This window comes from Silvimonas amylolytica, from assembly GCF_014645555.1.
Lineage (GTDB): Bacteria > Pseudomonadota > Gammaproteobacteria > Burkholderiales > Chitinibacteraceae > Silvimonas > Silvimonas amylolytica.
In genome coordinates, this window is sequence record NZ_BMLY01000008.1 from 21,865 (window position 1) to 48,449 (window position 26,585).

At 56.6% G+C, this 26,585-nt stretch carries 23 protein-coding genes; 2 read left to right on the forward strand and 21 right to left on the reverse strand.

The features are described from left to right. Window positions 1-68 precede the first annotated feature (68 nt). From IEX44_RS18435 to rpsU, 18 genes are all read right to left on the reverse strand, one after another. Window positions 69-1,124 carry an acyltransferase family protein gene (locus IEX44_RS18435; RefSeq protein ID WP_188697616.1) on the reverse strand — a complete coding sequence of 352 codons (1,056 nt, stop codon included), beginning with the start codon at window positions 1,122-1,124 and terminating at the stop codon, window positions 69-71. Continuing rightward, window positions 1,121-2,032, reverse strand: a complete 912-nt coding sequence (locus IEX44_RS18440) for a glycosyltransferase family 2 protein (RefSeq protein WP_188697619.1) — start codon at window positions 2,030-2,032, stop codon at window positions 1,121-1,123. The genes IEX44_RS18435 and IEX44_RS18440 overlap by 4 nt, the downstream gene beginning before the upstream one ends. After that, window positions 2,029-3,183, reverse strand: a complete 1,155-nt coding sequence (locus tag IEX44_RS18445; RefSeq protein WP_188697622.1) for an acyltransferase family protein — start codon at window positions 3,181-3,183, stop codon at window positions 2,029-2,031. The genes IEX44_RS18440 and IEX44_RS18445 overlap by 4 nt, the downstream gene beginning before the upstream one ends. A gap of 170 nt (window positions 3,184-3,353) precedes the next feature. Further along, window positions 3,354-4,655 (reverse strand): O-antigen ligase family protein, encoded by a 1,302-nt coding sequence (locus IEX44_RS18450; RefSeq protein ID WP_188697624.1) that lies wholly within the window; start codon window positions 4,653-4,655, stop codon window positions 3,354-3,356. Next, window positions 4,652-5,347: an exosortase-associated protein EpsI, B-type gene (gene epsI / locus IEX44_RS18455; RefSeq protein WP_188697626.1), complete on the reverse strand. Its 696-nt coding sequence runs from the start codon at window positions 5,345-5,347 to the stop codon at window positions 4,652-4,654. The genes IEX44_RS18450 and epsI overlap by 4 nt, the downstream gene beginning before the upstream one ends. After that, window positions 5,344-6,222, reverse strand: coding sequence for an exosortase B (gene xrtB, locus IEX44_RS18460; protein WP_188697631.1), 879 nt, complete (start codon window positions 6,220-6,222; stop codon window positions 5,344-5,346). Before xrtB ends, epsI begins: the two co-directional genes overlap by 4 nt. A gap of 29 nt (window positions 6,223-6,251) precedes the next feature. Continuing rightward, a complete protein-coding gene (epsG, locus tag IEX44_RS18465) occupies window positions 6,252-7,112 on the reverse strand; it encodes a chain length determinant protein tyrosine kinase EpsG (RefSeq protein WP_188697634.1) in 861 nt (286 codons plus the stop codon). Beyond that, window positions 7,109-8,509, reverse strand: a complete 1,401-nt coding sequence (locus tag IEX44_RS18470) for a Wzz/FepE/Etk N-terminal domain-containing protein (RefSeq protein ID WP_188697637.1) — start codon at window positions 8,507-8,509, stop codon at window positions 7,109-7,111. The genes epsG and IEX44_RS18470 overlap by 4 nt, the downstream gene beginning before the upstream one ends. Before the next feature lie 22 nt (window positions 8,510-8,531). After that, window positions 8,532-9,320, reverse strand: a complete 789-nt coding sequence (locus tag IEX44_RS18475) for a polysaccharide biosynthesis/export family protein (RefSeq protein ID WP_188697640.1) — start codon at window positions 9,318-9,320, stop codon at window positions 8,532-8,534. Further along, the gene (locus IEX44_RS18480; protein WP_188697644.1) at window positions 9,317-10,219 is read right to left on the reverse strand and encodes an EpsD family peptidyl-prolyl cis-trans isomerase; all 903 of its coding nucleotides are present in this window, start codon (window positions 10,217-10,219) and stop codon (window positions 9,317-9,319) included. Before IEX44_RS18480 ends, IEX44_RS18475 begins: the two co-directional genes overlap by 4 nt. Before the next feature lie 31 nt (window positions 10,220-10,250). Next, on the reverse strand, window positions 10,251-11,786 hold the full coding sequence (locus IEX44_RS18485) for an undecaprenyl-phosphate glucose phosphotransferase (protein ID WP_229679302.1): 1,536 nt from the start codon (window positions 11,784-11,786) through the stop codon (window positions 10,251-10,253). A gap of 370 nt (window positions 11,787-12,156) precedes the next feature. After that, entirely contained in the window at window positions 12,157-13,329 is a 1,173-nt protein-coding gene (locus IEX44_RS18490; protein WP_188697647.1) for a porin family protein, read from the reverse strand. A gap of 419 nt (window positions 13,330-13,748) precedes the next feature. Beyond that, window positions 13,749-15,029, reverse strand: coding sequence for a glycosyltransferase (locus tag IEX44_RS18495; protein WP_188697649.1), 1,281 nt, complete (start codon window positions 15,027-15,029; stop codon window positions 13,749-13,751). Window positions 15,030-15,205: 176 nt separating this feature from the next. Next, window positions 15,206-16,603, reverse strand: coding sequence for an NHL repeat-containing protein (locus tag IEX44_RS18500; RefSeq protein WP_229679304.1), 1,398 nt, complete (start codon window positions 16,601-16,603; stop codon window positions 15,206-15,208). A gap of 810 nt (window positions 16,604-17,413) precedes the next feature. Next, complete coding sequence (gene rpoD / locus IEX44_RS18505) at window positions 17,414-19,366, reverse strand: RNA polymerase sigma factor RpoD (RefSeq protein ID WP_188697652.1); 1,953 nt, start codon at window positions 19,364-19,366, stop codon at window positions 17,414-17,416. A 149-nt stretch (window positions 19,367-19,515) separates the two neighbouring features. Beyond that, a complete protein-coding gene (gene dnaG / locus IEX44_RS18510) occupies window positions 19,516-21,474 on the reverse strand; it encodes a DNA primase (RefSeq protein ID WP_188697654.1) in 1,959 nt (652 codons plus the stop codon). 72 nt (window positions 21,475-21,546) lie between these two features. After that, complete coding sequence (locus tag IEX44_RS18515; protein WP_188697655.1) at window positions 21,547-21,987, reverse strand: GatB/YqeY domain-containing protein; 441 nt, start codon at window positions 21,985-21,987, stop codon at window positions 21,547-21,549. A gap of 111 nt (window positions 21,988-22,098) precedes the next feature. Beyond that, complete coding sequence (gene rpsU, locus IEX44_RS18520) at window positions 22,099-22,311, reverse strand: 30S ribosomal protein S21 (protein WP_053936257.1); 213 nt, start codon at window positions 22,309-22,311, stop codon at window positions 22,099-22,101. Between the two features lie 157 nt (window positions 22,312-22,468). On the opposite strand from rpsU, the gene tsaD reads away from it, so the two are divergent. Then, on the forward strand, window positions 22,469-23,485 hold the full coding sequence (gene tsaD / locus IEX44_RS18525; protein WP_188697657.1) for a tRNA (adenosine(37)-N6)-threonylcarbamoyltransferase complex transferase subunit TsaD: 1,017 nt from the start codon (window positions 22,469-22,471) through the stop codon (window positions 23,483-23,485). Window positions 23,486-23,502: 17 nt separating this feature from the next. Here the strand turns inward: tsaD and IEX44_RS18530 are convergent, their stop codons facing one another. The 3 genes from IEX44_RS18530 to IEX44_RS18540 form a co-directional block, all read right to left on the reverse strand. Continuing rightward, window positions 23,503-23,970 (reverse strand): GNAT family N-acetyltransferase, encoded by a 468-nt coding sequence (locus tag IEX44_RS18530; protein WP_188697659.1) that lies wholly within the window; start codon window positions 23,968-23,970, stop codon window positions 23,503-23,505. Beyond that, window positions 23,967-24,620, reverse strand: a complete 654-nt coding sequence (locus IEX44_RS18535; protein WP_188697662.1) for a fumarylacetoacetate hydrolase family protein — start codon at window positions 24,618-24,620, stop codon at window positions 23,967-23,969. Before IEX44_RS18535 ends, IEX44_RS18530 begins: the two co-directional genes overlap by 4 nt. Window positions 24,621-24,692: 72 nt before the next feature. Beyond that, complete coding sequence (locus IEX44_RS18540) at window positions 24,693-25,619, reverse strand: CobD/CbiB family protein (RefSeq protein ID WP_188697664.1); 927 nt, start codon at window positions 25,617-25,619, stop codon at window positions 24,693-24,695. A gap of 361 nt (window positions 25,620-25,980) precedes the next feature. Between IEX44_RS18540 and IEX44_RS18545 the strand changes: the two genes are divergently transcribed. Beyond that, a complete protein-coding gene (locus IEX44_RS18545; RefSeq protein WP_188697666.1) occupies window positions 25,981-26,574 on the forward strand; it encodes a superoxide dismutase in 594 nt (197 codons plus the stop codon). Window positions 26,575-26,585 lie beyond the last annotated feature (11 nt).

Consider the following 26,585-nt stretch of genomic DNA (forward strand, 5'->3'; position numbering starts at 1 on the left):
ATCAAGGCAAGGCCGGCCAGATGATCATCAACGGGTTTAGCAAACCGGAACATGGCAATACCTCTGGCTCAGGCAATGATGCGAGAGACCGGCTTGAGAAACACAAAGCGGTCTATCACTTGTTTGAGCAGCACGGGTAACAGCAGCCCGGCGCAGAACGTCACCAGCAACAGCAAGAACATCCAGTTGCCGGTGTATGGAAAAAACTTGATGAACACCCCTTTGGCCAGACCGATGAAGATCGTGTTGAAGAGATAAATCACCATGGAGTTGCGACCAAAGAAATACAGAAGCTTGTCTTGCCCCAGAAATGGCAAGCGGACGAGACCATGCAAAGCAAACAACGAGAGTCCACCCACAACAAACATGGTGTAGGGGCCATCGTTCATGCTGATCGCTGCGCACACAAACAGCACCAGCGCCACCCAGGTCATGCGATCCAGCCAGGCCAGGCTTTGTGCCCGATACAGCGCCATGGCGCCGCCCGCCAGGAAAAACACAAAGAAACGGGCAATCCGGTCCAGATAAAAGTCGTCTGTGACGGGCGCAAAATGCAGCAAGGCAGCCAGCGCGACCAACAACAAAATGCGGCCGCCAGACAAGCGCCACAGCACCGGCGTAAGCAAGGAGTACACAAACAGCACCAGCACATACCAGACTGAAAGAGCCGGGCTGTCTTCAGTCTGAAAGAACAGGTGGTAGTACCCTGCCCAGTACCCATCGGGGCGGTCTTGCACATACAGATAAAAGCCCGCCAGATACTTACCGGTAATGATCAATACGCCAAACAGCACGAATGGCAGCAACAGACGATTGGCCCGGCGTTTCATGTACTGGCCGAACGCGTTGCCCCAGGTGGTCTGCGCCCCCGTCAGGAAAAACACAAACCCGCTCAGGTACATAAAGAACGGCATATGAAAGTAATAAATGGTGTGCTTGACCCATTCATACCAGGCCGGCTCAGACAAGGTGTCGTAACGCAGCAAATGCCCCAGCACCACCAGAATGATGGCCAGCCCCTTGCCTCGCTCGATATCGGGCCAGCGCGTGCTGGCCGCTTCCCGACCGGGGGCATTGGCCAGGATCTGGCCGGGGTACATGGCGGATGCAGATTCCTGGGTCATTGGCTACTGACCTCCGGTTCTGGCTGAGAGCGGCCCTGCAAACCCACACGGACCGAATGCAACCAGTCGCGCGGTGCAAAGTCGCCGGTCGCTACCATGTACAGGCCGACGGCAATCTTGCGCAGCGCCTGCACCGCAACGCCCGGGTCACCCGAAGAACGGGCGATGGCATACAAGCTGCCCGTAAAGTAGCGGGCCCGCAGCGTCCGGTTTTTGTCACGATGCCCAACCAGCGGTGCATCCAGCCAAAGCGCATTGCCCTTGGCATGGGCGCGGGCGCGCAGGGCGAAATCCAGATCCTCGCCGCCGTTGAGTGCAGCGCCCACGCCAAGACGCTCATCAAAGTAGCGCACGTGTTCAACCACCGACGCCCGCACAAACAGGGTGTTGGAGGACGCATTGATCACAAATTGTTTAGAACCCGGCCGCCGGGCCAGCGCCAACCCGCCCGGACATTCTTTGATGGTCACCGGGCTGGAGGCATAGCGGCAAATGATGACCCCCAGCTGTGCATCCCGGGCAAACAGCGTGGCGATGGCACTGAGAGTGCCGTCCGGATACCAGGCATCGTCATCCGGAAAACAAACCGTCCGGGCATGGGCCAGCACGCCATCGGCATGCACGCGTCGCAGCATCATGTTGCGCGCGGCCGAGAGTGACACCTGCCGGTCCACGCGCATCAATTCAGTATATTCAGGTACTTCAGGGGCTGGTTCGTCGGCCTGACAACGTTGCAGCAGCAGGTAATGGCGTACCCGCAGGCCATGTTCGGCCACGCTGTTCTTCACGCTCTCAATCAGCCGTTCCAGTTCATCGCGGCGGCCACCTTGATAGTCGCACGTGGTCAGCAGGACAAAATCGAGCATGGCTTCCTGCGAATTCTGGATCACAGTGGGGATGGGGGTCATACACGGCCTCCGGTCAGCACCGCCAGAACGCGCGGCATCACAATACGCATGGCACTCCAGACGGCCAGACAAATGGCGATCACCAACGGCGGAATCAGGAAATACAGCAGCAGCGCGCCATCAGCATCCGGGCGCACGACGTAATAGATCAGTTTGCGCACGCCCATCATCAGTGGCTCATGGGCGGCGAACACAAAGAAGCTGGCGCCCGCGCCCCACATCAATGCCCTGAACAACGCAGATTGCTCAGAGATACGTCCGACCAGCCAGTAAATGCTGGCCAGTCCGGACAGAATCATCAGTTGGTGGGGTACCGCGCCCAAGCCCAGATCGTTGACTTCATTGGCCGTCGACACGCAAGCGAGCAACAGCGTCAGTGCGCTCAGCCATGGGCCGAGCCGGTCCAGTCCGGCCAGACCAATGCGGTGATACGCGATGTAGGCACCGGCAACAAAAAACAGCGGCGGTTCATCAAATGGCGGAATACCGGGTAACAACTGCAAAAACCACGCCGCCAGCATCAAGGCCATGACCACGTGGCTGGCGTAGCGCAGCAGCCAGTAAAGCGGCAGAGAGAGCAGCACCATGACCATCAAGTCACGGATAAACCAGAACTGGTAGGCCGCCGGGTAAGTGCGCCAGCCGATGAAAGCATTCAGCCAGTCCATGGCATCGAAACGGGCCACCGGTACGTTCTGCCCGGAGATAAAGCCGCTGGCGGCCGGCACGCTTTGTAATGCAGCGTAGAACCCGATCACCAGCAGGTTCCACAAGATGTAGGGCACCAGCAGGGTCGGAACGCGTTTCTTCAGACGGGTTGCATAGCCTTGCAGCGTGCCCTGGAAATTCCAGAAGAACATGTATCCGGAAATCAGGAAAAAACCGGGTACCGCCAGGCGGCACAGTTCCTGAGAGAAAAACTCCCGCACCATCCAGGACGTGGGAGATGAATACATGTTGCCAATACGAAAGGACGACAGCCCGACCGTAGTCACAAAGCTGTGGATGTACACCACCGCCACGATCAGCGGAAAGCGCAATAGTGCAAAGCGCACCGAGATATCGGCGGGCACAGGTGCAGCAGCGGCACTTGCCTCTCTCTGGCCCTGGCCGGTCGACGCGGGCATCAACTGGCTGTCAAAGGCACTCATGCATGCCTCCGGTGGCCAAAACGCAATCGTTGCAAGACGGTTGCATGGTCAGGTTTCTCCCTTGTCCAGTCTGTCGATCCAGGCAAACCCCGCTTGTGGCCAGGTTTGCCCTGTTTGGTTTCTTGTGCTGGTCCAGCCTCCCGGCCGGCCAGGAACTCCTCCACCTTCATTCAGCTTGTGACCCGGCGTGCGGCACGCACGCGCGGATTGCCATTCATGGCTTGTGGTCCGGCCCAGCCCGTCATGGCAACGGGGGCCTCGCGCTTTTTCTGGTGAATCGGGTCTGCCAGGGCGACGCCGCATAAGCCGGCGACCAGAATCATGAAGCAGCTGGTCGCGGTGATTGTGTTGTCGGAATACGAATCCATGAGATACATGGCCACGGTGACAAAGAACGCCAGACGGTTGCCATTGCGCGGGTCCAGCAGTAGACGGCCGAATATGGCCAGGAACAACACCAGGAAGATGCCGGCACCGACATACCCCAGTTCTACAGCCATACGCAGGTATTCGTTATGGGCTGCAACCGTGCCGGTAAAGTGCGAAACACTCTCCGGGATCAGCAGTCCATGGTGACCAAAGCCCACGCCCGTCCACGGGTAACGCTCTAGCGAGGCCAGCAGGGAGTTCCACATCAGTTCGCGACCGCTGGAGCCGCCCGCTTCAAGCCGGGTAATCAGTTCCCCGCCGAACACGGCAAAAAAGGTTGCCAGCACCGCGATACCGTAAACCACCAGAATCAGCCGCCACACGCCAGAACGCAGGCCAGAGAACAAAATGACGCTGACGGCGATCAGGGCTGCCGCAGAAGGCATCCGTGTAGCCGTGAGGATGGTGATGGCCAGATTGATCGCGGTCAGCACAATGCAGCGGCGATCAAACAGGGTGGTCAGAAAGGCCGCCGCGATGCTGCCAGCAAACCCGGCCGCAGCCAGAAAGGCCGGAATGGAGTTACCCTGCAAACGGGTCACGCCGGTGTAGTCATGCGCCAGAACTGAACCGATCCCGCCCAACTGGTACACACCGCCCAGCGCCACCATGCCAATCGGCACGATGGTCAGCGTCCACAACATGAGCTTGCGCTCGCGCTGGGTCGGCCAGGCACACATGAACGACATCACGGCAAAGAAGGAAATGATGGCTTGGGCGTAACGGAACCAGGAAAAGTCCGGGAAACTGGTCAGCAAACCAAACCCCCAGGTCAGAACCACGATGCCGCCGAACAAGCCCAGATTGGTCCAGTCCGGCTTGCGCGTCCGCAAATAGGCAATCCCCGTCAGCAAGAACAAAAAGCGTTCGACCGAGTTCAGACTGCCCAGACCCAGCAACACGCCTGGGTTGATCATCATGAAGCTATTGGCAAACAACCAATAGTTGCGAAAGCGCTTCCAGGCCTTATCCGGCTTGGGTCTGGCTTGCTCTTCGCGAAACGCCAGCGAGGGCTGTGGGCGCATCTGCCGTATTGCCGTCATGAATGCTGCCCCATCATCATGCGCAGCCCCTCTGCCGAGAGGGTTTTGTTCATGGCGTGGATAAACGAATCCTGCATGGCATAGGCGCGACCGGTATCGGCATCGATGCTGGAGACACGCACCAGAACGCCGTCCGGAATCTGCCCTTTCAGGCCATATTCAATCTGCAGCCACTTACGATGCGTCGTCTCGTTGGCGACAATATCGCCCACGGTGATCCAGTAGGTGATGGGCTCAATACGCGGCCCAGCCTGAGCCAGCACACGCTTGACGGGCAACGGCCCGGACGGATTGAGCACGGTTGCGTTGGAGCGGTCTGACAGCGCAAAGCCCTGCGCCGCGTAGCAGACTTCCGGGTTATGCAGACGCAGCGAATCGGTTTGCTGCTTGCCGTAGGCAATGGACAACATGAGCGCATAGCCTTGCGGGTTCACATAAATGCGGGACAGCGTCTGTGAATAAAACTTGTCTAGCGCCGCCTGCACGTCTGGCGAGATCACGGCTTTATCGCCGCCGGGCACCATCTGCCATTCGCCAATGCGCGCGGGAAGCGTGTTTTCCAGCTCAACGCCCTGCCGGCCATCTGCCATCAGATGATGCGGCGTAAATGTCCAGGCCAGGACGGGGCCAGCAGTAATCAACACGGCCAGCAGTACCGGGCGCCATTGCAAAGTGGGCAAGGCCAGCGTCATTGCAGGCTCCTTTTGGTCGCGTGACGACCCATGCGCATCAGGATTTCACCCAGCGTGCCGACCAGCACCAGTGCCACCACAAACACGGTCAACCCCGCTGCGGTGTGCATGAAGCCCTGACCGGCCGCGTCACCGCGGTAGTAAGTCAGCAACACCAGCGCCATCACGCGTACGACGTTGGCAATAAAGGCAATGGGCAACAGCGCCAGGATGATGATCACACGCTGCCACCAGTGGGGCGGCTGCGTGATATGCACAAACAGGAAACCCAGCGCCGACAGGCTGAACATGGAGTTGAGACCGGAACACGCATCCGCCACCAGCAACTGGTACTGGCCAATATTGAGGACCACCCCGTTGCGGGCAATGGGATAGCCAGCCCAATACAACACCGCTTCTGCCACGTGTGACACCGACTCTTTCAGTCCTGCGGTGATCGCATCAATTACGGGCCCGGGCAAAGGCAGCAAATACAGCATGAAAAACAGTGGAAACCACATCACCCGTACACCAGCCCAGCCCTTTTCCAGCAGCAACCATCCGGATACCAGCAAGATGAACGATCCGGTTTCCAGGAAGTAAATACCTTGCGAGCGGCCCAAGCCGTAACTGAGCGCAAAACCCAGTAGCGCAGCCCAGCCCAACCCGCTGGATCGATCCGGCAACGCCGCCAGAGCCCCGCGCTTGCGCCAGAACAGCCACAACACCAGCACCAGAATAATCGGACCATGTTCCTGATCAGGCGTGGCCCACAACGTATTCATCAGCGTATACAGCGTGGGTAGCAGCGCACTGGCAAACGCCAGCACAGCCAGGCGGCGTCCGTTGAACAGACCTGGCAGGGCAAACTGCGGAGTAACCGGAATGCGATCCATAAGGCTGGCCTTTTGCAAACTTTCCGGGCTTAGTTGAGCATGACCACGCCGAGGACCGTGGCACCGGTCACCAGCAGTTCATCGCGCAGTTGCAGCATGGTGCGCACCGAAGACTTGTGGCGCCGCGCAACCAGCACAGCAGCCCCGGCGCGTGCAGCCAGCAGTTGCACATCCGCGCCGTCGGTCAACGGCGGGCTATCAATAATGATCACGTCGTTGTGCGGCCGGGCTTCTTGCAACAGACCGCGAAAAGCTTGCCGGCTCAACAGTTCCTGCGGGTTGGGCGGCACAGTGCCAGAGGTCAGCACCGACAGATCACCCAGTTGCCCCAGGTGCTGAATGCATTCATTGCCAGAGCGACCGGCCAGAATATCGGCCAGACCGTGACCAGTACCCAGACGGAACAGCTTTTGCAAATGTGGCGTGCGTAGATTGGCGTCGATCAGCAAAGTGCGCTCACCCAGTTGGGCAAACACCACCGCCAGATTGGCGGCCACCCAGCTTGAAGCCGATTCATCGTCCACACTGGCCACCACGAAGCAACGTTCCGCCACTGCGTCTTCACGCAGTACCAACTGGCTGCGCAAGTTACGCAGTTGCTCCACCTCGCGGGAAAACGGCTTGTAGGCCGCGACGAGCGACGTGTCATAGGCGCCATCGCGCGCATCCAGCCAGGAATAGTCAAACTGTCGGGCAACGGCACGGCGAATGTCTTCATCCGTCACGTGCCCCAGTTTGATGGCCGCCTCGCCAAAGCGCATGCCGGTTTCCATCTGCACTTCGGTAATCTGGTCAACCTGAGCCTGGGTCAGCTTGCCGTCACTCAGGAGAATCTGGCCAATGCGCGCGGACTGATCTGCGGCTTCGGCGACGATAAGTTCATTTTTCATGAGCCTGCTCCGTGATTAAGCGTGAGTTTGGCTGCACTGCGTTGCGGCAAAAGAGCAACTTTTCCGTGCTTGGGGCTGATCGTGGCCAGTACTGGCAGGTTGAGCAGCAGCTCGACATCCACCACAGAACGCAGGCGACGGTTGGAGAGTTCAACAATCACGGCCAGCGCACCGCCGAACAACAAGCCCAGGATGATCCCCAGCGGGATCATGATCTCAGCACGCGGGAATGACGGCCCCAGGGGCTCAGGTGCGGACTTGAGCATGCCGGTATCGCCACGCGTTACGCGGGCTTGCAGCGAGGTTTCCGTCTGGCGACGCAGTGCGGTATCAAACGCGTTCTGTGCGCTTTCCACTTCACGCTCCAGAATCTGCGACTGGGCGCGTTGCGTCTTCATTTGCAGCAGTTTTTCACGCTGCATTTCCATTTCTTTTTGCTGACCGGCAAAGCGCGAGCTCGCGTTGCTGGCACTGTTGGACAACCCTTGGCTATAAGTCGCCATGGCTTGCGCCAATTGCGCTTTGGCTTCATTGAGTTCAGCCAGAGACTGCTGATAAGCCGGGTTGTTGCTGCCTTCCTTGGCGGCCAGTGCATTGAACTTGGCCTCCAGCTGGGCCACCTGCCCTCTCAGGTTCTGCACGAGCGGATTGTTGATTACATCCGGCTGGTTGGTCCGGCCCCGTGCACGGGACTGCGCTTCCAGCGCCTGGGCCTGGGCAGCCACCATCTGGGCAGAGAGTTCGGTCAGTCGCTGGGATTCGACATCCAGCTTTTCATCTGTGGCGATAATTCCGTTCTTTTGCTGGAAATCTGCCAACTTTTGCTGAGCCGTAGCCAGATTGGCCTGCAAGGTCTTGAGCTGAGACTGGAAGAACGCATTGTTCTGCTGTTCTGTACCCGAGTGCAGATCCGTCACCATTTGCACGTATGCCGTGGCAAACCCGTTAGCCATCAACGAAGAAAACCTGGGGTCGGGCGAGGTGTATTTGATGGTGATGATGTTGCCATCACGTGCCACCGTTGCTTTCACGTGTTGCAGCAACTGGTCGGCCAGCCAGTCATCCATGGTGCCCTTGCCTTGCGTGGCATCCATGTAGGACTGTTGTACTGACTTGTCGTCGCCCAGCTTGAGCGCATGGACCACCTTGATCGCCGTATTGTGGCTTTCGATGATCCGGGCCTGCGTAGCCAGATAACCCGGCGCACTGGTTTCAGCATCAGTCTGGCCACTCACCGGATCGACAGAACCAACGTCAATGGTCAGGATGGCTTCCGCTGCATAACGCGGCGGGAAGAACATCACAATGGCCACCATCAACGCGACCATCACAAAAAGCACCAGAAACACCAGCCGCTTACGCGCCTTGAGAATCTGTAGAAGTTGTCCGATCGTCATCGCTCTCTCCCTTCAATGACACTCAGAAAATGCTTTCCGGCACGAAAACGACATCGTTTTCCTGCAAGAGATCATCAGGCTTGGCATCCTTGCGGGTAACCTTGCCGTCTACGCTAGTCCGGGTCAGGACCAGGCTGGAATGCGAAGCGCGCGTGGTGTAACCACCGGCCAGCGACAAGGCCTGCATCACCGACATGTTCTGTTCAAGACGGAACCCGCCAGCGCGATTGACGTCGCCATACACATAAATCATCGCCATGCGCGGGACATAGATCACATCGCCATTTTTCAGCTTGGTTTCCAGCGCCGAGGCACCTTCTCCGCCCGTCACAAGGCGTGGCAGCATGACTTCGGTACGCTGGTTATCACGCACCAGGAACACCTTGTCGCCACCGTTAGACGAAATCCCGCCGGCCATAGCCAGGAGATCGACCACGTTGATAGAGGCATCCAGCGGGAAACGACCGGGGTGATTGACTTCACCAACGACTGAAACCATCTGGCTTTTGTATTGGGAAACCAGAATATTGACGTTGGGTTTCTTGATGAAATCGCCGTCAATCAGCTTTTTGGCAATCAGTGCTTCCGCTTCAGAAAAGGTTTTACCTTTTACTGAAACCGTGCCAATCATCGGGTAAGTAATTGTGCCTTCCTGACTCACCTGAATTTCTTTTTCCAGTTCAGGATGGTCATAAACAGATATCTTTAATACATCACCCGTACCCAGGCGATATTCACCCGTATCGGCCGCCTTGACTTGCATGGTGATGGCCAGCACGCAGAGTGCAAAAAATGTAATCAGTTTTTTCATTTAAGACCCATCCCTGATTTGATATGGTCATTGTCATTTGCCGGTGTTTCTTTTTCGGCAGCCGGAGCGGCCTGCGGTGTGGCAGCGGCAAATTGCTGCACGTATTCCACCTTTGCCGCTTTTTTCAAATCGTCAATTTTCTGTTGTGCCAGTTTTGCCGCGCGCTCCTGCCGCAAATAAGCCTGAATGGCCGGCGTGGCATCTTTCAGTGAAACCGGGGCGGGCTCTACGTGCTCCGCCAGCAACAACATGGCCTGCTCGTTCTGCACCATGACAGCAACATCACCGGCCTTGAGTGGGGTGACGATCTTCAGCAGTTGTTCAGGCATTTTTTCTGGAACAGTACGTTCTTGCGCTTCTTTGAAAGTCACCCCAGCGGCCTGCAACGTGGCGCGCATGTCCTGCACGGTATGCACGGCATCAAGCTGCTTTTTCAGTGCATCCGTTACTGCAGAACCGGGAACAATATAAGAATCAAGGATGTAGATATTTCTCTTTTCGAAAAGCTCCGGGCGGGCGGTGTAGAACTTCTGGACGTCTGCATCGGTAATCTGCGGTGCCGAACCCACTTCTTTGGACAGCATGGCCTGAGCCAGAATCTGCCGGCGAGAGAACTCGATACTGGAAAGCACGCGAGGGTCACGATCAAGCTTGGCTTCAACCGCCTTTTGCACCAGTACGTCCTGGGTCACCAGGGTATCCAGCGCGCGTTGCTTGGTCTGGTCGTCCACCGTTTTTTGCGAAGCCAGCAGATAATTGAGCTGGTTAACGGTAATTTCATCCCCATTGACACGAGCCAGCACCTGACTGGGCGGCGCCTGCGTATCATTTTTACACCCCGACAAAGCGGCAGTCACCGCCAATGCCAGAATAAAACTGAAACCAAACCGCTTATTCATATATCCCCCAGGACCCTCATCAAGTACGCGCTTAATACGCGTTTTTGTCGCGGATAATCATCATGACGGTTGCCAGAATGATTTTGATATCCAGCCACAATGACCAGTTACGCAAATAATCCAGATCGTATTCAATACGCTTCTGCATTTTTTCCAGTGTTTCTGTTTCACCACGATAGCCATTCACCTGGGCCCAACCGGTAATTCCCGGTTTGACCTTGTAGCGCATCATGTAACCCTTGATCAGCTTGCGATACATCTCGTTATGCGCATTGGCGTGCGGACGCGGCCCGACAATACTCATTTTCCCTTCCAGCACATTAATGAATTGCGGCAATTCATCCAGCGAGGTACGGCGCAAAAAGCCGCCAATAGGTGTCAGGCGCGGATCATTACGAGTGGCCTGGGTCACTGTGCCGGCGTGTTCAGAGTGCACTTTCATGGAACGGAATTTGTAGACCGTAATGCGTTCACCATCAGCGCCATAACGCTGCTGGGTAAAGAACACCGGACCCTTGGATGTGAGCTTGACGGCAATCGCCACCGCCAGCATTACCGGCCAGATCAACAAGAGAATCAACGTCGCCAGCACAATGTCAGAGAACCGCTTGGCCAGGCCCCGCAAGCCAAGGAACGGGCTTTCGCACACAGCCACGACCGGCATGCCTGCAGCCAGTTCAAAGCGCGCCTGAATCAGATCGAAGACGGAGAAATCCAGCACAAAGAAAATAGAGACCGTGGTGTCGTGCATTTCATCGAGCATTTGCATGACGCGCGGTTGCTTGGTCATCGGCAGAGAGATATACAACTCGTGTACGTCGTTGCTGCGAATGAACTCAGGCAGGCGATCCAGTCCACCCAGCATCTCTTCTTCTTTCACCCCTTCCAGCCGATCCAGACCGCGATCATCAAAAAAGCCCAGAAAGGTCATGTTCTGCAGCGCGCTATGCTGAATGCGGCGAGCCAGCGCGCGGCCCATTTTATTGGCCCCGATCACCACTACTTTACGGGTGGCCGCATTGGCTTGTGCCCGGCCTTCCTTGAACAGAAAGCCCACGCGAATCAGCCAATGCGTGGCAACGAGGCTGACCGGCGCCAGGATCATCCACGCCAGCACAAAGTTCTCGTCGTAATACACCGACCAATGGGTTGCCCAGCCAATCATGATCACCAGGGCGCAGATCAGCAGCCAACCCGTGGCAAAGCGCGCCATACCCAGCAGCGGCCGCGAATAGCCGGGCACAAACAAAAAGGTACCTTCCAGAATCAAGGCCGACAGCAAGAAGGCGATGACTGCCAGGATGATGACGTAACCGTCGTATGCCAGATCAAACGCGCGGGCCAGCACCAGCAGTGTGGCCACCACCATCACCGGGTCGATCACCAGCTTGAACAAGCTGGCAATCGGCGCCGCTTTGGAAAACTCTTCAAACCGGTCATTCAGCATGCCGACCGCCGGGGCGTCGGACTCCCGCGCGGAAAAATGCAGCAAATTGCCCCCACCGCCATGGGTCAGCGGTTGAGCCATTTGCTCTACATTGGGCGTGCGATTGACAAGTCGTTCCATGGCTTCAACTCCGTGTCCAGGGGGTTTGAACCAATCCACATTGCTTACACAAGACAGAAGCAATGTCAGCAAATGCTGATAGATCCCGAATACCAATGTGAACCGGCCCCACCTCGGGGCCAGTCACGGCGCATCCATCGCTACGGCGGTCAAACCGTCACCATGCAAGCGGGTCGTTGTCATTGTCAGTCCTACAACCCCGAAGGAATAAGGCTTTCAAGGGCACGCCTTTCTTCAGGACAATCCGTTGTGCGACGCAACAAGAAACTTCCAGAAAGCTTTTTACATCCGCTTCAATCAAAAAACAAGTGATTTACTTTCCATTGCTGTTAGTTTATTTCTTACAACCTTAAAGGTGACTTAAGCTAACTTAAAAAAGTATCTGGACTGTTGCGCCAAGTTGCCAGTCGTCGTAGGTGCGTATCTCGACGTTGGAATCACGGTTGGCCCAAGAAGCGTAGAAGGTGGTGTCAATTGAAGGGCGGGGCTTCCAGCTAGCCCCGATATAGGCTGTTTTGACGTTGTCGTTGTACGCGGCGACGTTCAACGAGGCTGGATAGTCATATTTGTCGTAAGCCAGGGAGGCGTTGGTCACAATCTTGTCTGTGACCTTCCACTCACCGCCCAGCTGATAATGCGATTTGATCGACTCGCCGTAAGTGCTACCCGGCGCATTGAGCGCATGGGAATACCCGAAAGAAAGCTTGGTGCGATCCGTGGTGTGCCAGTTCAGCGTGGCATTGGCCTGCCAGTCGGACTGATCTGTGGTATCGGTATGGATTTTCACGTAGCCATAGCCACCAGCGATATCAAAGCGCGGATCAAACGGGTAATACGCGGTTAACTGGGTAATGCGCTGCGTATAGTCCTGGTTGACGGTAAAGCCATTGAAGGTCTGGTTCTCGTAATCGACCGTCTGATAACGCTCACCCAAAGAGAACACACCGCCCCGGTCTGTGGTGTATTGCACCTTGCCGGCGTACTGCGTGTTGTACAGATCAAGCGTGGTTTCCTGACTATGGCGAACCCGGGCGCGGCTGGCATCCACGATCAACGAGACACTGCTATTGATACGGTAGCCACCCTCTGCACTGCCCGTCAGCGTGCGCATCAGGTCTTCCTGGTTCAGCAGCACGTCACCGAAATCGGAAACGACTTTCTGATCGCCAAAGGACGCTGAGCCGAACCAGCTGTGGCCAATCTCCCCGTTCCAGCCAACGCTATTGTTCCAGCCGACATAGTTGAGATCGCTGAACGACATGTAACGCGGCGCGTAGACGTTGGCATCAAGCGTGAACTGCTGGCGCGATACATCCGCCGCAATATGCCCACCCACTTGGGGGGTAATGATGGAATCACCGCGGTGATCCTTGCCCAGAGCCTGCTCCGGGTCTTGCGAATCACTCAGGCGAAAGACGTTGCTGTCGTACATGTACCCCAACTGGGCATACGTACTGATCGAGTCACTGGGGTCATACGCAGCCGCACACATGGCCGAGGCCAATACAGAACCCAGTGGCAGCAACTTCAGTCTTGTTTTCATCAAAATTCTCCTGGCAGCTTGTATATGGTCTGCACCCGTGCTCCTGCGCGTGCAGCCTTACCTCCCCAACCGGCCATTCCCACCTGTTCGGGCGTGCCGGGCACAACGTTGCTTCTTTATAATTTTTTACCACAACCTTTCAAATAATTATTGATTATTTAAACAAACCATCGTCCTTGCTGAAAAAGATATACGTTAAATCTGATCGTTTTATGAAAAAACGGTAATGTTTCATCAGAAAATATCGTCATTTCAGTAACTTGCAGAAACCCGGGAAAACCCGCCCCGCGAGGCCCTCCTGGCGACATGGCAAGCGTCGCAAACAGCAGAAAGGCAACACAAGCTTCAAGCTTTCTGACTGTCAGCAACGGCGTGTGTGAACTCCCACACACACAACAGCAGAGACAAGGGAAACGCGGCTATGGCTGTGCCGCTGCGATGACCGACGCAGAAGAAGGGACGGATGAGGCTGGGGTGAGCAATTCACGCAACCTGGCGACGGCAGCTTCATGCGAAAAATGCGGGGTATATGCCACGGTACGCTCGCGCAACTGGGCGGCATGGTCAGTCCGCTGCATGGCACCCACCACAGCAGCGGCGAAGTCAGCCTTGCCTTCGGCCACATCAAAGGGCGGCGCGGGCTGTTCTGGAAAGCCAGCCGCACCGTTGGCGGTGGTAATGCAACCGAGCCCGAGGCAGAAGTAATCCACCATTTTGATTTTGATACCGCTGCCCATCAGCACCGGGTTGATCGCGAAGCTGCAATGGCGAGTCAACGCCGCCAGATCATCTACACGCCCGTGTAGTGTTACACCCGGTTGATTGCCCGCAGAGAACTCGCCACACACGCCACCGGCGACATCCAGATGAGCATCCGGCACATTGGCTCGTACCGCAGGCCATACGTGCTCCAGGAACCAGCGCAAGCCATCTACGTTGTGGTACGCCCTGGAGCCCAGATAAAAGATCCGGTGAGGTTCTCGCTCATGCTCGCCGGTTCGCACCCGGGTCTGCCCGGCATTGGCCACCACAGGCAGGATGGTGCTCACACGCGCGTCTGGCGCCATCATGGCCAGTTCAGCGGCGTCGTGCGGGTTGATGGCAATGATGGCATCGAACAAGGCCGTTTTCTGCGCTTCCAGCCCGGCTTCGACGGCGGGCCGGGGCAAAAAGCCATTGGCGCGAAAAGAAGCGCAGCGCTGGTGAAAGATGTCATGGGCGATCAGGACTCTGCGATGCGCTTGCGGAATCGCCCGCACCGCATCTGCCCGGAAGATGGTATCTATCAGCAGCAAATCCACGGGAACCGGAGGCAGGCTTGCGCCAACGCGGGCGACCTCGCCTTCCGATAAAAAACGGCCTATCCACGCCACTTTGTCCGATGCGCCTTTGCGTACTTTCAGGCCCAGTCTGTTCTTGATCCAGCGTGCCCCGGCACTGATTGAAAGCGGGAACAACCAGCGCCCGACTTGCCGGGCATGCAGGTAGCTGATGGTGCAGGGTAACTCCGGCTCGATCACCCCGCCCGCTACATTCAAGCCGGTGACGATCAGATGCAAGCGGTAGCCCAATGCCGCCACTGCCCGCAACACAGTCATATTGTAACTACCCGGACCGTTCTCGCCAGAACGAGGCAAGGCTTCACAGACCAGTACAGCCAAAGGGGCACCATCATGGCGAACGGGGGTGGGGGCAGTCACTGAGGTAATCCTGTCTGTAGGCGTTGCACTGATTCTCTATACAGAATGAGCCTGAACGCTTTCTATTAATGAATACAAACAGAAAGATACAGTCAGAATTCTCTACAGGCAATGCTGCTGTGCAGTGCAACACAAATCCCACTCCACCTCCCGCGCCTTACCCAGGCGTCAGGCAATCAGGGTTGTGCGGGCGTGATTTTGCGCAGGGTTGAAGCTGCATAATCAGTCACATACAAGTTGCCCGCCGTATCCGTGGCAATCCCCCAAGGAAACTCAAATGTAGCCGCAGCCCCTTTGCCATCGGCAACACCCGGGCTCCCGTTTGCGTTAGCAAGTGTACTCACGACACCGCCCGGAGAGATTTTGCGAATACTGCGATTGTTCAGATCCGCAACGTACAGATTGCCGTAGGCATCCACCGCAATGCCGTGCGGCGAATTGAATGCGGCCGCAGAACCCGTGCCATCTGCGCTTCCTGCTGTTGTTGAACCAGCGATAGTGCTGACCGTTCCAGCGGGCGTGATTTTGCGGATTTCATTGTTACTGGCGTCTGCCACAAAGACATTGCCGTTCTGATCTACCGCTACCGCTGCGGGCTCATTGAAGGAGGCCGCAGCGCCAGTGCCATCTGCTGCGCCTGGTGCCGTAGAGCCCGCCAGCGTCGACACCGTTCCGTCTGCCAGGACTTTGCGGATCTCATGATTTTCGGTATCTGCGACGTAAACAACGCCATTGCTATCAACTGCGATACCGCCCGGCAAGTTGAAGGATGCCCCTGCCCCTTGACCATCGCTGCTGCCCTGAGTACCAGGATATCCCGCCAGCGTGCTGACTGTCCCATCCGGTGCAATTTTGCGAATTACATAATTATCAGTATCAACGACATACACATTGCCCGCGGCATCCACGGCCACACCTTCGGGAAAAAAGAATGACGCATTCGTGCCTTGAGCGTCTGTATGGCCATAGGCGCCTGACCCCGCCAGGGTCGAGACCGTGCCATCGGCAGTCATTTTGCGTATTTGCTGATTATAAAAATCAGCGATATACACAGTCCCCGCATGATCCACAGCAAGACCCAGCGGATAATAAAAACGAGCCGTACTGCCCTGCGCATCCTGCCGACCTGGCGTATTGGCGCTGCCAGCAATGGTAGAGACAAACCCGACCGCAGATGCACACGACACATCAACTGTGTTGAGGCTGAATAAGGTACTGCCCACGCCATTGGCGACTGAACACCACTGAAACCCCGATGGTTGGGTGGCCACGGTGACCGCATAAACGCGACCTGGGGTCGCGAATGAAAAGGCACCGTTGGCGGTGAGCACCAATGTATCTGCGCCATTGTTCTGTAATTGCAACGCCGTGAGCGCTTGCAAACCGTGGAGCACTCCCCCGATAACGGGCAGCGGCGAAGCCGTTGGCGTCGGCGTGGGGTTTGAATCAGGTGCGGGCGTGACTGCAAGCGTGGCCACAGAGGCCGGATCATCACCGCCAGACATGCACGCCGCCAGCAAGACGGGTAGCACGACCGTCACGACAATGACGCATCTGCGCTCGAAGAGGCCCATAAGCAGTCACTCATTAAGTCCAAACAGGATTCAATAACTATAGAAATGCGCCATGGCAGCGCACCTGCAAGAGCCGACAGTATCTGCAGTGACCCGGCCCCGTTTTTCAGGCCACAAAAAAACCCGCCAGGCCTGCGCCTGTGCGGGGTTTGGTGACCATGTGAGGCATGGCCAATTACTGGCTGGCAACACGAAACTAAAGACAAGTCCGCACAATACCGTTCACTGGATAAATCATTCGGGGCAGGCATCCCTCCCTCAATTCGGTGCGCACAACCCTCTCCGCACCCCATGAATGCGGACATCCCGCAGGGGCACTTGATGCTTCGTGGCTAGCGGCGGCGGCAAGAAAAAACCCCGTGAAGTCAACGCTTCAACGGGGTTTTCTGGCGTCATGAAGTTTCATGACTGAATGATTTGGTGGGCCCCCCGGGAGTCGAACCCGGCACCAACGGATTATGCGTACCAGCTACGGTTTTCACCGCCCCTTTCGGGTTTGTGGTCTGGACTGTCTCTTGTCTTTACGACCTGCCCGTACAGTCTCTACACGTTCCCGCCACCTTCAACAGCGGCAGGCTTCGCTCGGGATTACCACGGCTGCGGTTGAACCACACCAGAGGCTTCCCCGAATTTGAGCAGTTCTACCAAAGGGCAGAGTGAACGTGCCCCAAGGCAACCCATACAACGTCATCCATACCTTGCAGGCTGCAGGAAAGACGTTTTGTTAAGTCCGCTGCTCTAACCAAGCATGAGCTAGAGGCCCGATATCAAACAAACTCCCGGTCAGTTACCCGACCGGGAGGCGTGATATTACGGCTCGTTGCTCACACTTTCAAGGAAACTCTTCAGGCGTTCTGAACGGGTCGGGTGACGCAGCTTTCTGAGTGCCTTGGCTTCGATCTGACGAATCCGTTCACGGGTCACGTCGAACTGCTTGCCCACTTCTTCCAGCGTGTGGTCCGTGCTCATATCGATGCCGAAACGCATGCGCAGCACTTTGGCTTCACGCGGAGTCAGGGTATCGAGCACTTCACGCGTGGCTTCACGCAGGCCGGCGTAGACCGCAGCTTCTGCCGGCGCCACTGTTACCGAATCCTCAATGAAATCGCCGAGGTGCGAATCATCATCGTCACCAATCGGGGTTTCCATGGAGATCGGCTCTTTGGCGATCTTCAGAATCTTGCGAATCTTGTCTTCCGGCATTTCCATGCGGCCGGCCAGTTCTTCCGGCGTCGGCTCCAGACCGGTTTCCTGCAGGATCTGACGCTGGATACGGTTCATCTTGTTGATCGTTTCGATCATGTGAACCGGAATCCGGATCGTGCGCGCCTGATCCGCGATGGAACGTGTAATGGCCTGACGGATCCACCACGTTGCATACGTGGAGAACTTGTAACCGCGACGGTATTCGAACTTGTCCACGGCCTTCATCAGGCCAATGTTGCCTTCCTGAATCAGATCGAGGAACTGCAGGCCACGGTTGGTGTACTTCTTGGCAATCGAGATGACCAGACGCAAGTTGGCTTCGATCATTTCGCGCTTGGCGCGGCGAGCCTTGGCTTCACCCGTCGACATTTGACGGTTGATTTCCTTCAGCTCCTTGATCGGCAGCATGGCCAGCTCTTGCAGCTCTTTGAGCTTGCCCTGCTTTTCCATGATGGCATGCTGATAGCGCTCCAGCACCTCGGCATAAGCCTGGCCGGAAGACAGCTCTTCGATCACCCATTCCAGATCGGTTTCACGACCCGGGAAAGTCTTGATGAAGTGCTCGCGCGGCATGCGCACTTTCTGTGTACACAGATCCATGATCTCGCGCTCGAAACCGCGGATTTCATCAACCATGGTACGCAGATGGTCACAGAGGGCTTCAACCTGACGCGCAGAGAAGCGGATATTCTGGAATTCGTCGGAAATGACTTGTTGCGCTTCCAGGTAACCCTTGCTTTGCACACCGTCTTTCTGCAGGGACGCCACCATGCGGGCATAAGCTGCACGCACCGGCTCAAAGCGCTCACGCGCCTGTTCCTTCAGAAGCTCAAGATTGGCGCTGGAAATGGCGGCGCCATCTTCATCGCTCTCTTCGCCTTCTTCGGTCTCTTCGTCCTCGCCCAGCTCTTCTTCGGCCACTTCAACTGGCGGCTGCTCTTCTTCCTCAACCGCGTTGGGGTCGATAAAGCCGTCGATGATGTCGTCGATGCGGATTTCGTCGTTCAGACCCTTGTCCACCAGCTCCAGAATCTGGGTGATGGTGGTCGGACAAGCCGAAATCGCCTGGATCATGTGCTTGAGGCCATCTTCGATCCGCTTGGCGATTTCAATTTCGCCTTCACGGGTCAAAAGCTCCACCGTCCCCATTTCGCGCATGTACATCCGCACAGGGTCGGTAGTCCGGCCGAATTCGGAGTCCACCGAGGAAAGTGCCGCTTCGGCCTCTTCCACAGCATCGTCGTCCGCAACGGCCGGCGTGGCATCGGACATCAGCAGGTCTTCGGCATCGGGTGCCTCGTCGTAGACCTGGATGCCCATATTGCTGATCATGCTGATCACGCCTTCGATCTGCTCGGCATCGAGCATGTCTTCAGGCAAGTGGTCGTTAATTTCAGCGTATGTAAGATAACCGCGCTCTTTACCGAGCACGATCAGGGACTTGAACTTGGCCTTTCGGGCTTCAGGATCAAGTGGTTCATCGTCGCTTTCCCGTCCGCCAGCGCGGAAATCGGTGCGTTCGGTGTCTTCTTTATCGAATTCGTGTTCTGCCGCCATGACTCGTGAGACTCAGAAAGATTCGGAAAAACCGAGGATTATATCAGATAACCCTCTGATCCACATGGAATCAGAAGATTCATTTTCCAATTGTTCCAATCTGTACTTTTCAGATTGGGCTTATTGCGCAATGGTATATGCACAACATGTCAGTTAGCCGACGAGCGGGACTGGATCAACAGCATCATATATTCCTGCCTTTCAGCATCGGAGAGCCCGCCATGGGCCTGCCTGTGTTCCAGTTCTGCCTTTCGGTTTAGTGTAGCCGCGCGCACCAGACTTTGCCCGGCCGCTGCCAGCGAATTCACAAACTCCGACTGGCGCTCTTCCGGCGGCCAGCGGTCAAACTTTTCAGTCCCTTTTGCGGCCAGTGCAGCCAACCGCGTGTAGTGCTCGGACTCCCGCCACAGCTCCAGCAATTGCGAGGAGTTCATGCGGGCCCCATGTTGCCGGGCGGACTTGAGTACATCCAGCAACAGATCATCGCCGTTGTCCGGCCAGGTTAACCAGACAGGCTCAACCCCGGTGGCCAGTACTGGCTCGTATAACACCAGTTGCAACAGACCTTGCACCATGTCTGGCTGGACGCGCGGCGGTAAAAATGGACGCTCATCGTCATCATTACGCCACTTTGAGCCTTTACGCTTGCCCTTCCAGTTGCCATCACCACGCCGCTTGAAGCGCTGTTGTCCGCCATCACCATACTGTGGCGCGTCGCCAGCCCCTTCATATGCCTGTACGGGCTGCCAGCCCTCATCCTGAGGCATGGGTACATAACCCTGCCGGGATACGTAGTGATCATGCTGTTGCTGCACGCCACTGTTGCCTTGCCCTGTACTCAATATGGGCTCAAGTTCCGAGAGTTCCAGTTGGCACAATTGCGCAAGGCGTTTTTTTACCATCAGCGCATACGCCGGGGCTTGCACCCTGGTCAATAAAGGCTTGGCCAGATGAACCAGTTTGGCACGCCCTTCTTCAGTGTCCAGTTCTACTTGTGCGGAAAGTTCACGAAGCAGAAATTGCGCCAGGGGTACAGCATCCTGGGTCACAACCTCTTCAAAACGCTCACGACCAAACGCCTGCACATAACTATCTGGATCGTGCTCTTCCGGCAGAAACAGAAACGCCAGGCGCTTGCCGTCCACCAGATACTCCAGACTGTTTTCCAGCGCACGCCACGCTGCCTTGCGGCCCGCCTTGTCCCCGTCAAAACAGAACACAACCTCATCAGCCAGCTTGAGCAGCTTTTGCACATGATGCGGCGTACATGCAGTACCCAGCGTTGCCACCGCGTATTCCACGCCGTGCTGCGCCAGCATCACGACATCCATATAGCCTTCAACGACCAGCACGCGACCATTGGCGCGAATGGCAGCCCGAGCCTGAGTCAGGCCATAGAGCTCACGGCCTTTTTCAAAAACCGGCGTTTCCGGACTATTGAGGTACTTGGGCTTGGCATCACCCATCACCCGACCACCAAAGCCGATCACAGAACCACGCTGATTCAGGATCGGGAACATGACGCGGTCACGGAAACGGTCGTAACGGCGATGGGACTCTTCATCCTCACCAATCAAACCCGCTTCCGCCAGCAGTTTGTTCCAGTCGTAATCTTCAAAAATCTGCTTGAGCGCATGCCCGGCCGGCGCATAACCCAGACCAAAATGGGCCGCCGTTTTACCATCCAGACCACGCCCTTTCAGATAAGCAATGGCTTGCGGCGCACTCTTGAGTTGCTGACGGTAATAATCACTCGCCGTCTTGAGTACGTCGTAAATACCAGGCTCACCCTTGGGCTCGATCGCGGCAGCTTCCTGCGGCACTTGCAAGCCGACGGATTCAGCCAGCTTGCGCACGGCCTCAGGGAATGACAACCCTTCGTATTCCATAACAAAATTCACCGCCGAGCCATGCGCGCCGCAGCCAAAGCAGTGGTAGAACTGCTTGGTCGGGCTAACAGTAAACGACGGTGATTTTTCTTTATGGAACGGACAGCAGGCAGAGTAATTCTGGCCGGCTTTTTTCAGCGGCAGATAGCGCTCCACCACGTCGACAACGTCTACGCGATTGAGCAAATCCTGAATAAACGACTCTGGGATACGGGCCATCGGCGTGCCAGACCAGGGCACACCGGCGCCATCAAAAGCGAAATTTGATCGACGCGGGTGCCCTGTCTTGTCTTATTGCATGCCAGCTTTGACGAGCTTGCTGACCTCGGCCATATCGGCCTTGCCAGCAAGTTGTGCCTTCAAGTCAGCCATGATCTTGCCCATGGACGCCGGCGTTTTGCCGTGCGTGGCAATGGCAGCGTTCACAACGGTGGCAACTTCTTCATCCGACATGCGTGCAGGCAGATATTCAGTCAGCACCGTGACTTCGAATTTTTCTTTGTCGGCCAGATCCTGGCGTTGCGCAGCTTCATATTGCGAGATGCTGTCTTTGCGTTGCTTGAGCATCTTTTCGATGATTGCGGCAATGGCGGCGTCATCCAGTTCAATACGCTCATCCACTTCGCGCTGCTTCATGGCAGCCAGCAACAGACGGATCGTACCAAGACGCTCCGTCTGCTTCTCTTTCATCGCCGTCTTCATGTCGTCGGTAATACGTGCCTTGAGGCTCATGATGTTTCCTTTATGAACTGAAGGTGTCGGACTGACAGATGTCGCCGCGAACGACACAAAGACGGAAAGGCCGCACGTGTGCGGCCTCTCAATATTCGATTGCGACCCGGCTTAGTACAGCTTCGGGGGCAGTTGCTGGCTGCGCAGGCGCTTGTAGTGGCGCTTCACAGCTGCGGCAAGCTTGCGCTTACGCTCAGCAGTTGGCTTCTCGTAAAATTCACGGGAGCGCAGTTCGGTCAGCAGACCGGTTTTTTCAACAGAGCGCTTGAAGCGACGCATTGCAACTTCAAAGGGCTCGTTCTCTTTAACGCGTACAGAAGGCATCGAGCAGAAATCCTGTTTGTTTAGGGCTATTGCCCGGAAGAAAGCTGGCGATTATCCACCAAGTAAATCCAGATGTCAAAACCCTGTGCTTTGCGGGTGTGGCGTGAACGGGTACGATAACGCTCTTGATACAAGATGTTAGGAAAAAGTCAAAGTCATGCTGGTGCTAGGTATTGAATCTTCGTGCGATGAAACCGGGGTTGCGCTCTATGACACCGAGCGCGGCCTGAGGGCGCATCGCATCCATTCGCAAATTGCCATGCACACCGAATACGGCGGCGTGGTGCCCGAACTGGCGTCGCGTGATCACATCCGGCGCGTGCTGCCGCTGACCGAATCGTGCATGGCCGAAGCAGGCCTGACGCTCAATGATGTTGATGCCATTGCCTACACGGCCGGACCAGGCCTTGCCGGCGCGCTGCTGGTCGGCGCCAGCGTTGCCAATGCGTTGGGGTTTGCACTGCAAAAACCGGTCGTCGATGTGCATCATCTGGAAGGTCATTTGTTGTCACCTTTACTGGCTGATCCACGCCCCGCCTTTCCGTTTGTCGCCTTGCTGGTGTCTGGGGGCCACACTCAACTGATGGCCGTGCGTGGCATTGGCCAGTATGAGTTGCTGGGTGAAACAGTAGACGATGCCGCAGGCGAAGCGTTCGATAAATCCGCCAAGTTGCTGGGCCTGGGTTACCCAGGTGGGCCAGCCTTATCCAGACTTGCCGATCAAGGCGATGCCACACGTTTCAAGCTACCGCGACCCATGCTGCATTCCGGCGATCTGGATTTCAGCTTCTCCGGCCTGAAAACGGCAGTACTCAATCTGGTCAAACAACAAGCTGAACTGGATGAAAAAACCGTCGCAGACATCTGCGCAGCTTTCCAGGAAGCCATTGTTGAGGTTCTGCTGAAGAAGTGCCTGGCCGCGCTCAAGCAAACAGGCATGCAGCGACTGGTGATTGCGGGCGGCGTCGGTGCCAACAAGCAACTACGTCGCGCACTGGACGAGGCGGCAAAGCGCCGCAAGTTTGAAGTGTTCTATCCACCGCTGGATCTGTGCACCGATAACGGCGCCATGATTGCTTTTGCCGGGGCGATGCGCTTGCAGTTTGCCGAAGCCGATTACAGCTACAACTGCCGCCCGCGCTGGGATTTGTCCAGCCTGCCGGCTGTCGCCTGAGGACAATCCGGCAACGCTCAGAGCTTTTTGCGCATCAAGGCTCTGGGCAAGACACAGTTGCCGGCCTCAATTTCTTCTTTTTCCACGACTTCATAACCGCGCCGCTCAAAGAAGGGCTGCGCGGTAACACTGGCATGGGTTTCCAGATGCGGAATACCCAGCGTACGGGCGGTACGCTCCAGCTCGCGCAGCAGATTGGTCGCAACACCGTTATTGGCGGCAGCTGGCGAGACATACAACCAGTCGATCAGATTATCTTGCGGCACGAGCAGGATAAAACCCTGCACTTCCTCGTTCTCTACCGCTTTCCAGCCAAACTGACTCACCAGCTTGTCTCGCCAGGTATTGGCGTTATCCAGCGCACGGCTGACCCAGGCCCGCCGTTGCTCGGGCGTATAGTCTTTGGCGGCCAGTACCGATACGGAGGCAAAAAAGCAGGATTGCAGCGCTGGCAGATCATCGACGCCGGTCCGCAGCAGCTTCATTTGGCCACCACAAAGCGCTGATCAATCACGCCAGGCAAGGTCAGTTGCAGCGTTTGGCCGGCCAGGATCGGGCCAACGCCTTCGGGTGTACCGGTGTAGATCAGATCTCCCTCGGTCAAACCAAAACGAGAGGATATCCAGGCGATCAGCGTGGGCACGGTGAACACCATCTGGCGCGTATCGGCCTGCTGGCGCAATTCACCATCAATATGCAAGGTAAAGGTGGTCTGAGCCGGATTGGCAATGGCAGTGGCCGGCACAAAATCCGTCAACACTGCCGCGCCGTAGTAACCCTTGGAAAGGGTCCAGGGCTGGCCTTTTTTCTTGGCTTCAGCTTGAACATCACGCGCGGTCAGATCCAGCCCCAGCGCATAACCGGCGACATGGCTCATGGCGTCTTCGGGATCGATATTGCGGCCACCCTTGCCAATCGCCACCACCAGTTCGGTTTCATGGTGAATTTCTCTGGACCAGGACGGCAGCGGAATAGCCTCGCCTTCCGGCAAGATGGCTGACGTTGGCTTGATGAACACCATCGGCTCTTCACCGATGGTCGAGCCCATTTCCGCGGCATGCGCGGCAAAATTGCGACCAACACAAAAGATGTTGGCAACGTTCAGGGTTTGATCTGCGATCCGGATTTGCGGCACGGTTAGCTCCACACTCAGCTCAGACTAACGAGACATTGACAGGTCTGGATGACAAACGAATGCGAACAGGGTTCAACTCACCCAGTGGGCCACGGAAATCAACAGAATCAACGCCAGCCATAGCAACACCGAACGCCAGATCAACCCTACCGCACTGGCAAGATAATCCGGGTTTGCTGCATCGCCCAAACCCAGTTCCGGACGGAACTTGACCGTGTGATCCTGATGCAGCACATCACCCAGTTTGATACCAATGGCACCCGCACCAGCTGCCAACAAAATGCCACTGGTGTAGTCGGCCCACGTGCGGGCCTGCGCACTCCAGCAATCTACGGCATCCTGGAAATCACCCATGATGGCAAAGCTCACCGCAGTGAGGCGCACGGGGACGTAATCGAGCAAGTCTTGAATCCAGCGTGCAAAGCGACCAAAGGCATTGGGGTTATCAAACGCACCCCATTTTTGCGCCAGCAGGCTGGAAGTCCGATACAGCACAGCGCCTGCCGGGCCGGCAAACCAGCACAACACGACAAACCAGAACACCGTTCCGAATACGTACCGGAAGGAATCCACCAGCCCTTGTTCGATGGCAACGCGAGAGATCTCGTCTTCGCTCATTTCAGAGGTGTGTTGACCTGTCCAGTCGGACAACAGCAAGCGGGCGACATCGGTCTCGCCGGCCTGCAAAGCGCGGGAGATGCCGGAAAACGCGTGGCTAAACTGGCGGAACCCCATGGTGAAATACAGTACCGCCACGGTCCAGGCTACAGCCAGCGGCTGGCTATGATGCGCCAGGACAAAGTACACGATCAGCGAGACAGCCAGCGGCGGAATCATGGCCAGCAGCCAGCCGTACACGCCATTGCGGAATTCGCCAGCATCCAGGCTGCGTTCCAGATTATTGGCCATGCGGATGAAGGCCAGATACGCAGGGTTGCGGCTGCTGATGGGGCGCAACTGCTCAAGCGCCAGCGCAAGAATCAATGCCAGAAAAGTCATAAGCTCCATCCAGCGGAACATACACTGTCAGACGGGGGCCGACCGGTGGATCAGCCCGTCACGCACGGTATCGCTCCGGATTTTTCGTATGATGACAGGATAGACAGTACGTGCAACACACGGTACTTCGGCCGGCAAAGATACCACACCCGCCCTTGACGCCCAAACGTGGCGGCCGTGTCAGCCTGCAAACAGCAATGCGGTACTTGAAAACAACTGGCTGTCACCCAACTTGTTAGCTGGTTGTTATAAGATCGCATTTCCACAGATCACGTTGTCCAAGTTTTAACGGTGTGGATACCGGCCGCCACACGGGCGCACAGACCGGGTCCGCATTCCCAGCCAAACCGAGGAGAATCCCATGGCGCATCAACTGCCTGAACTGCCGTACGCACTCGACGCTCTTGCCCCGTACATGTCCAAAGAAACTCTGGAATACCACTACGGCAAGCATCATCAGACGTACGTCACGAACCTGAATAACCTGATCAAGGGTACCGAGTTCGAAAACGCCAGCCTGGAAGAAACCGTCAAGAAGGCTCCGGCCGGCGGTCTGTTCAACAATGCTGCGCAAATCTGGAACCACACTTTCTTCTGGCTGGGCTTTGCGCCGAACACTGCCGGCGCTGACCGCGCTCCGACCGGTGCCCTGGCTGCCGCTATCGATGCCAAGTGGGGTTCTTTCGACAAGTTCAAGGAAGCCTTCAACGCTTCCGCCGCTGGCAACTTCGGTTCCGGCTGGACCTGGCTGGTGAAGAAGGCCGACGGTTCCGTTGATCTGGTAAACACTTCCAACGCTGCAACGCCGCTGACCACCGCTGACGTGGCACTGCTGACCTGTGACGTTTGGGAACACGCTTACTACATCGACTACCGCAACAGCCGCCCGAACTACCTTGGCGGCTTCTGGAAGCTGGTGAACTGGGACGTCGTTTCCCAACGCTTTGCTGCCTGATTGCGCTGATT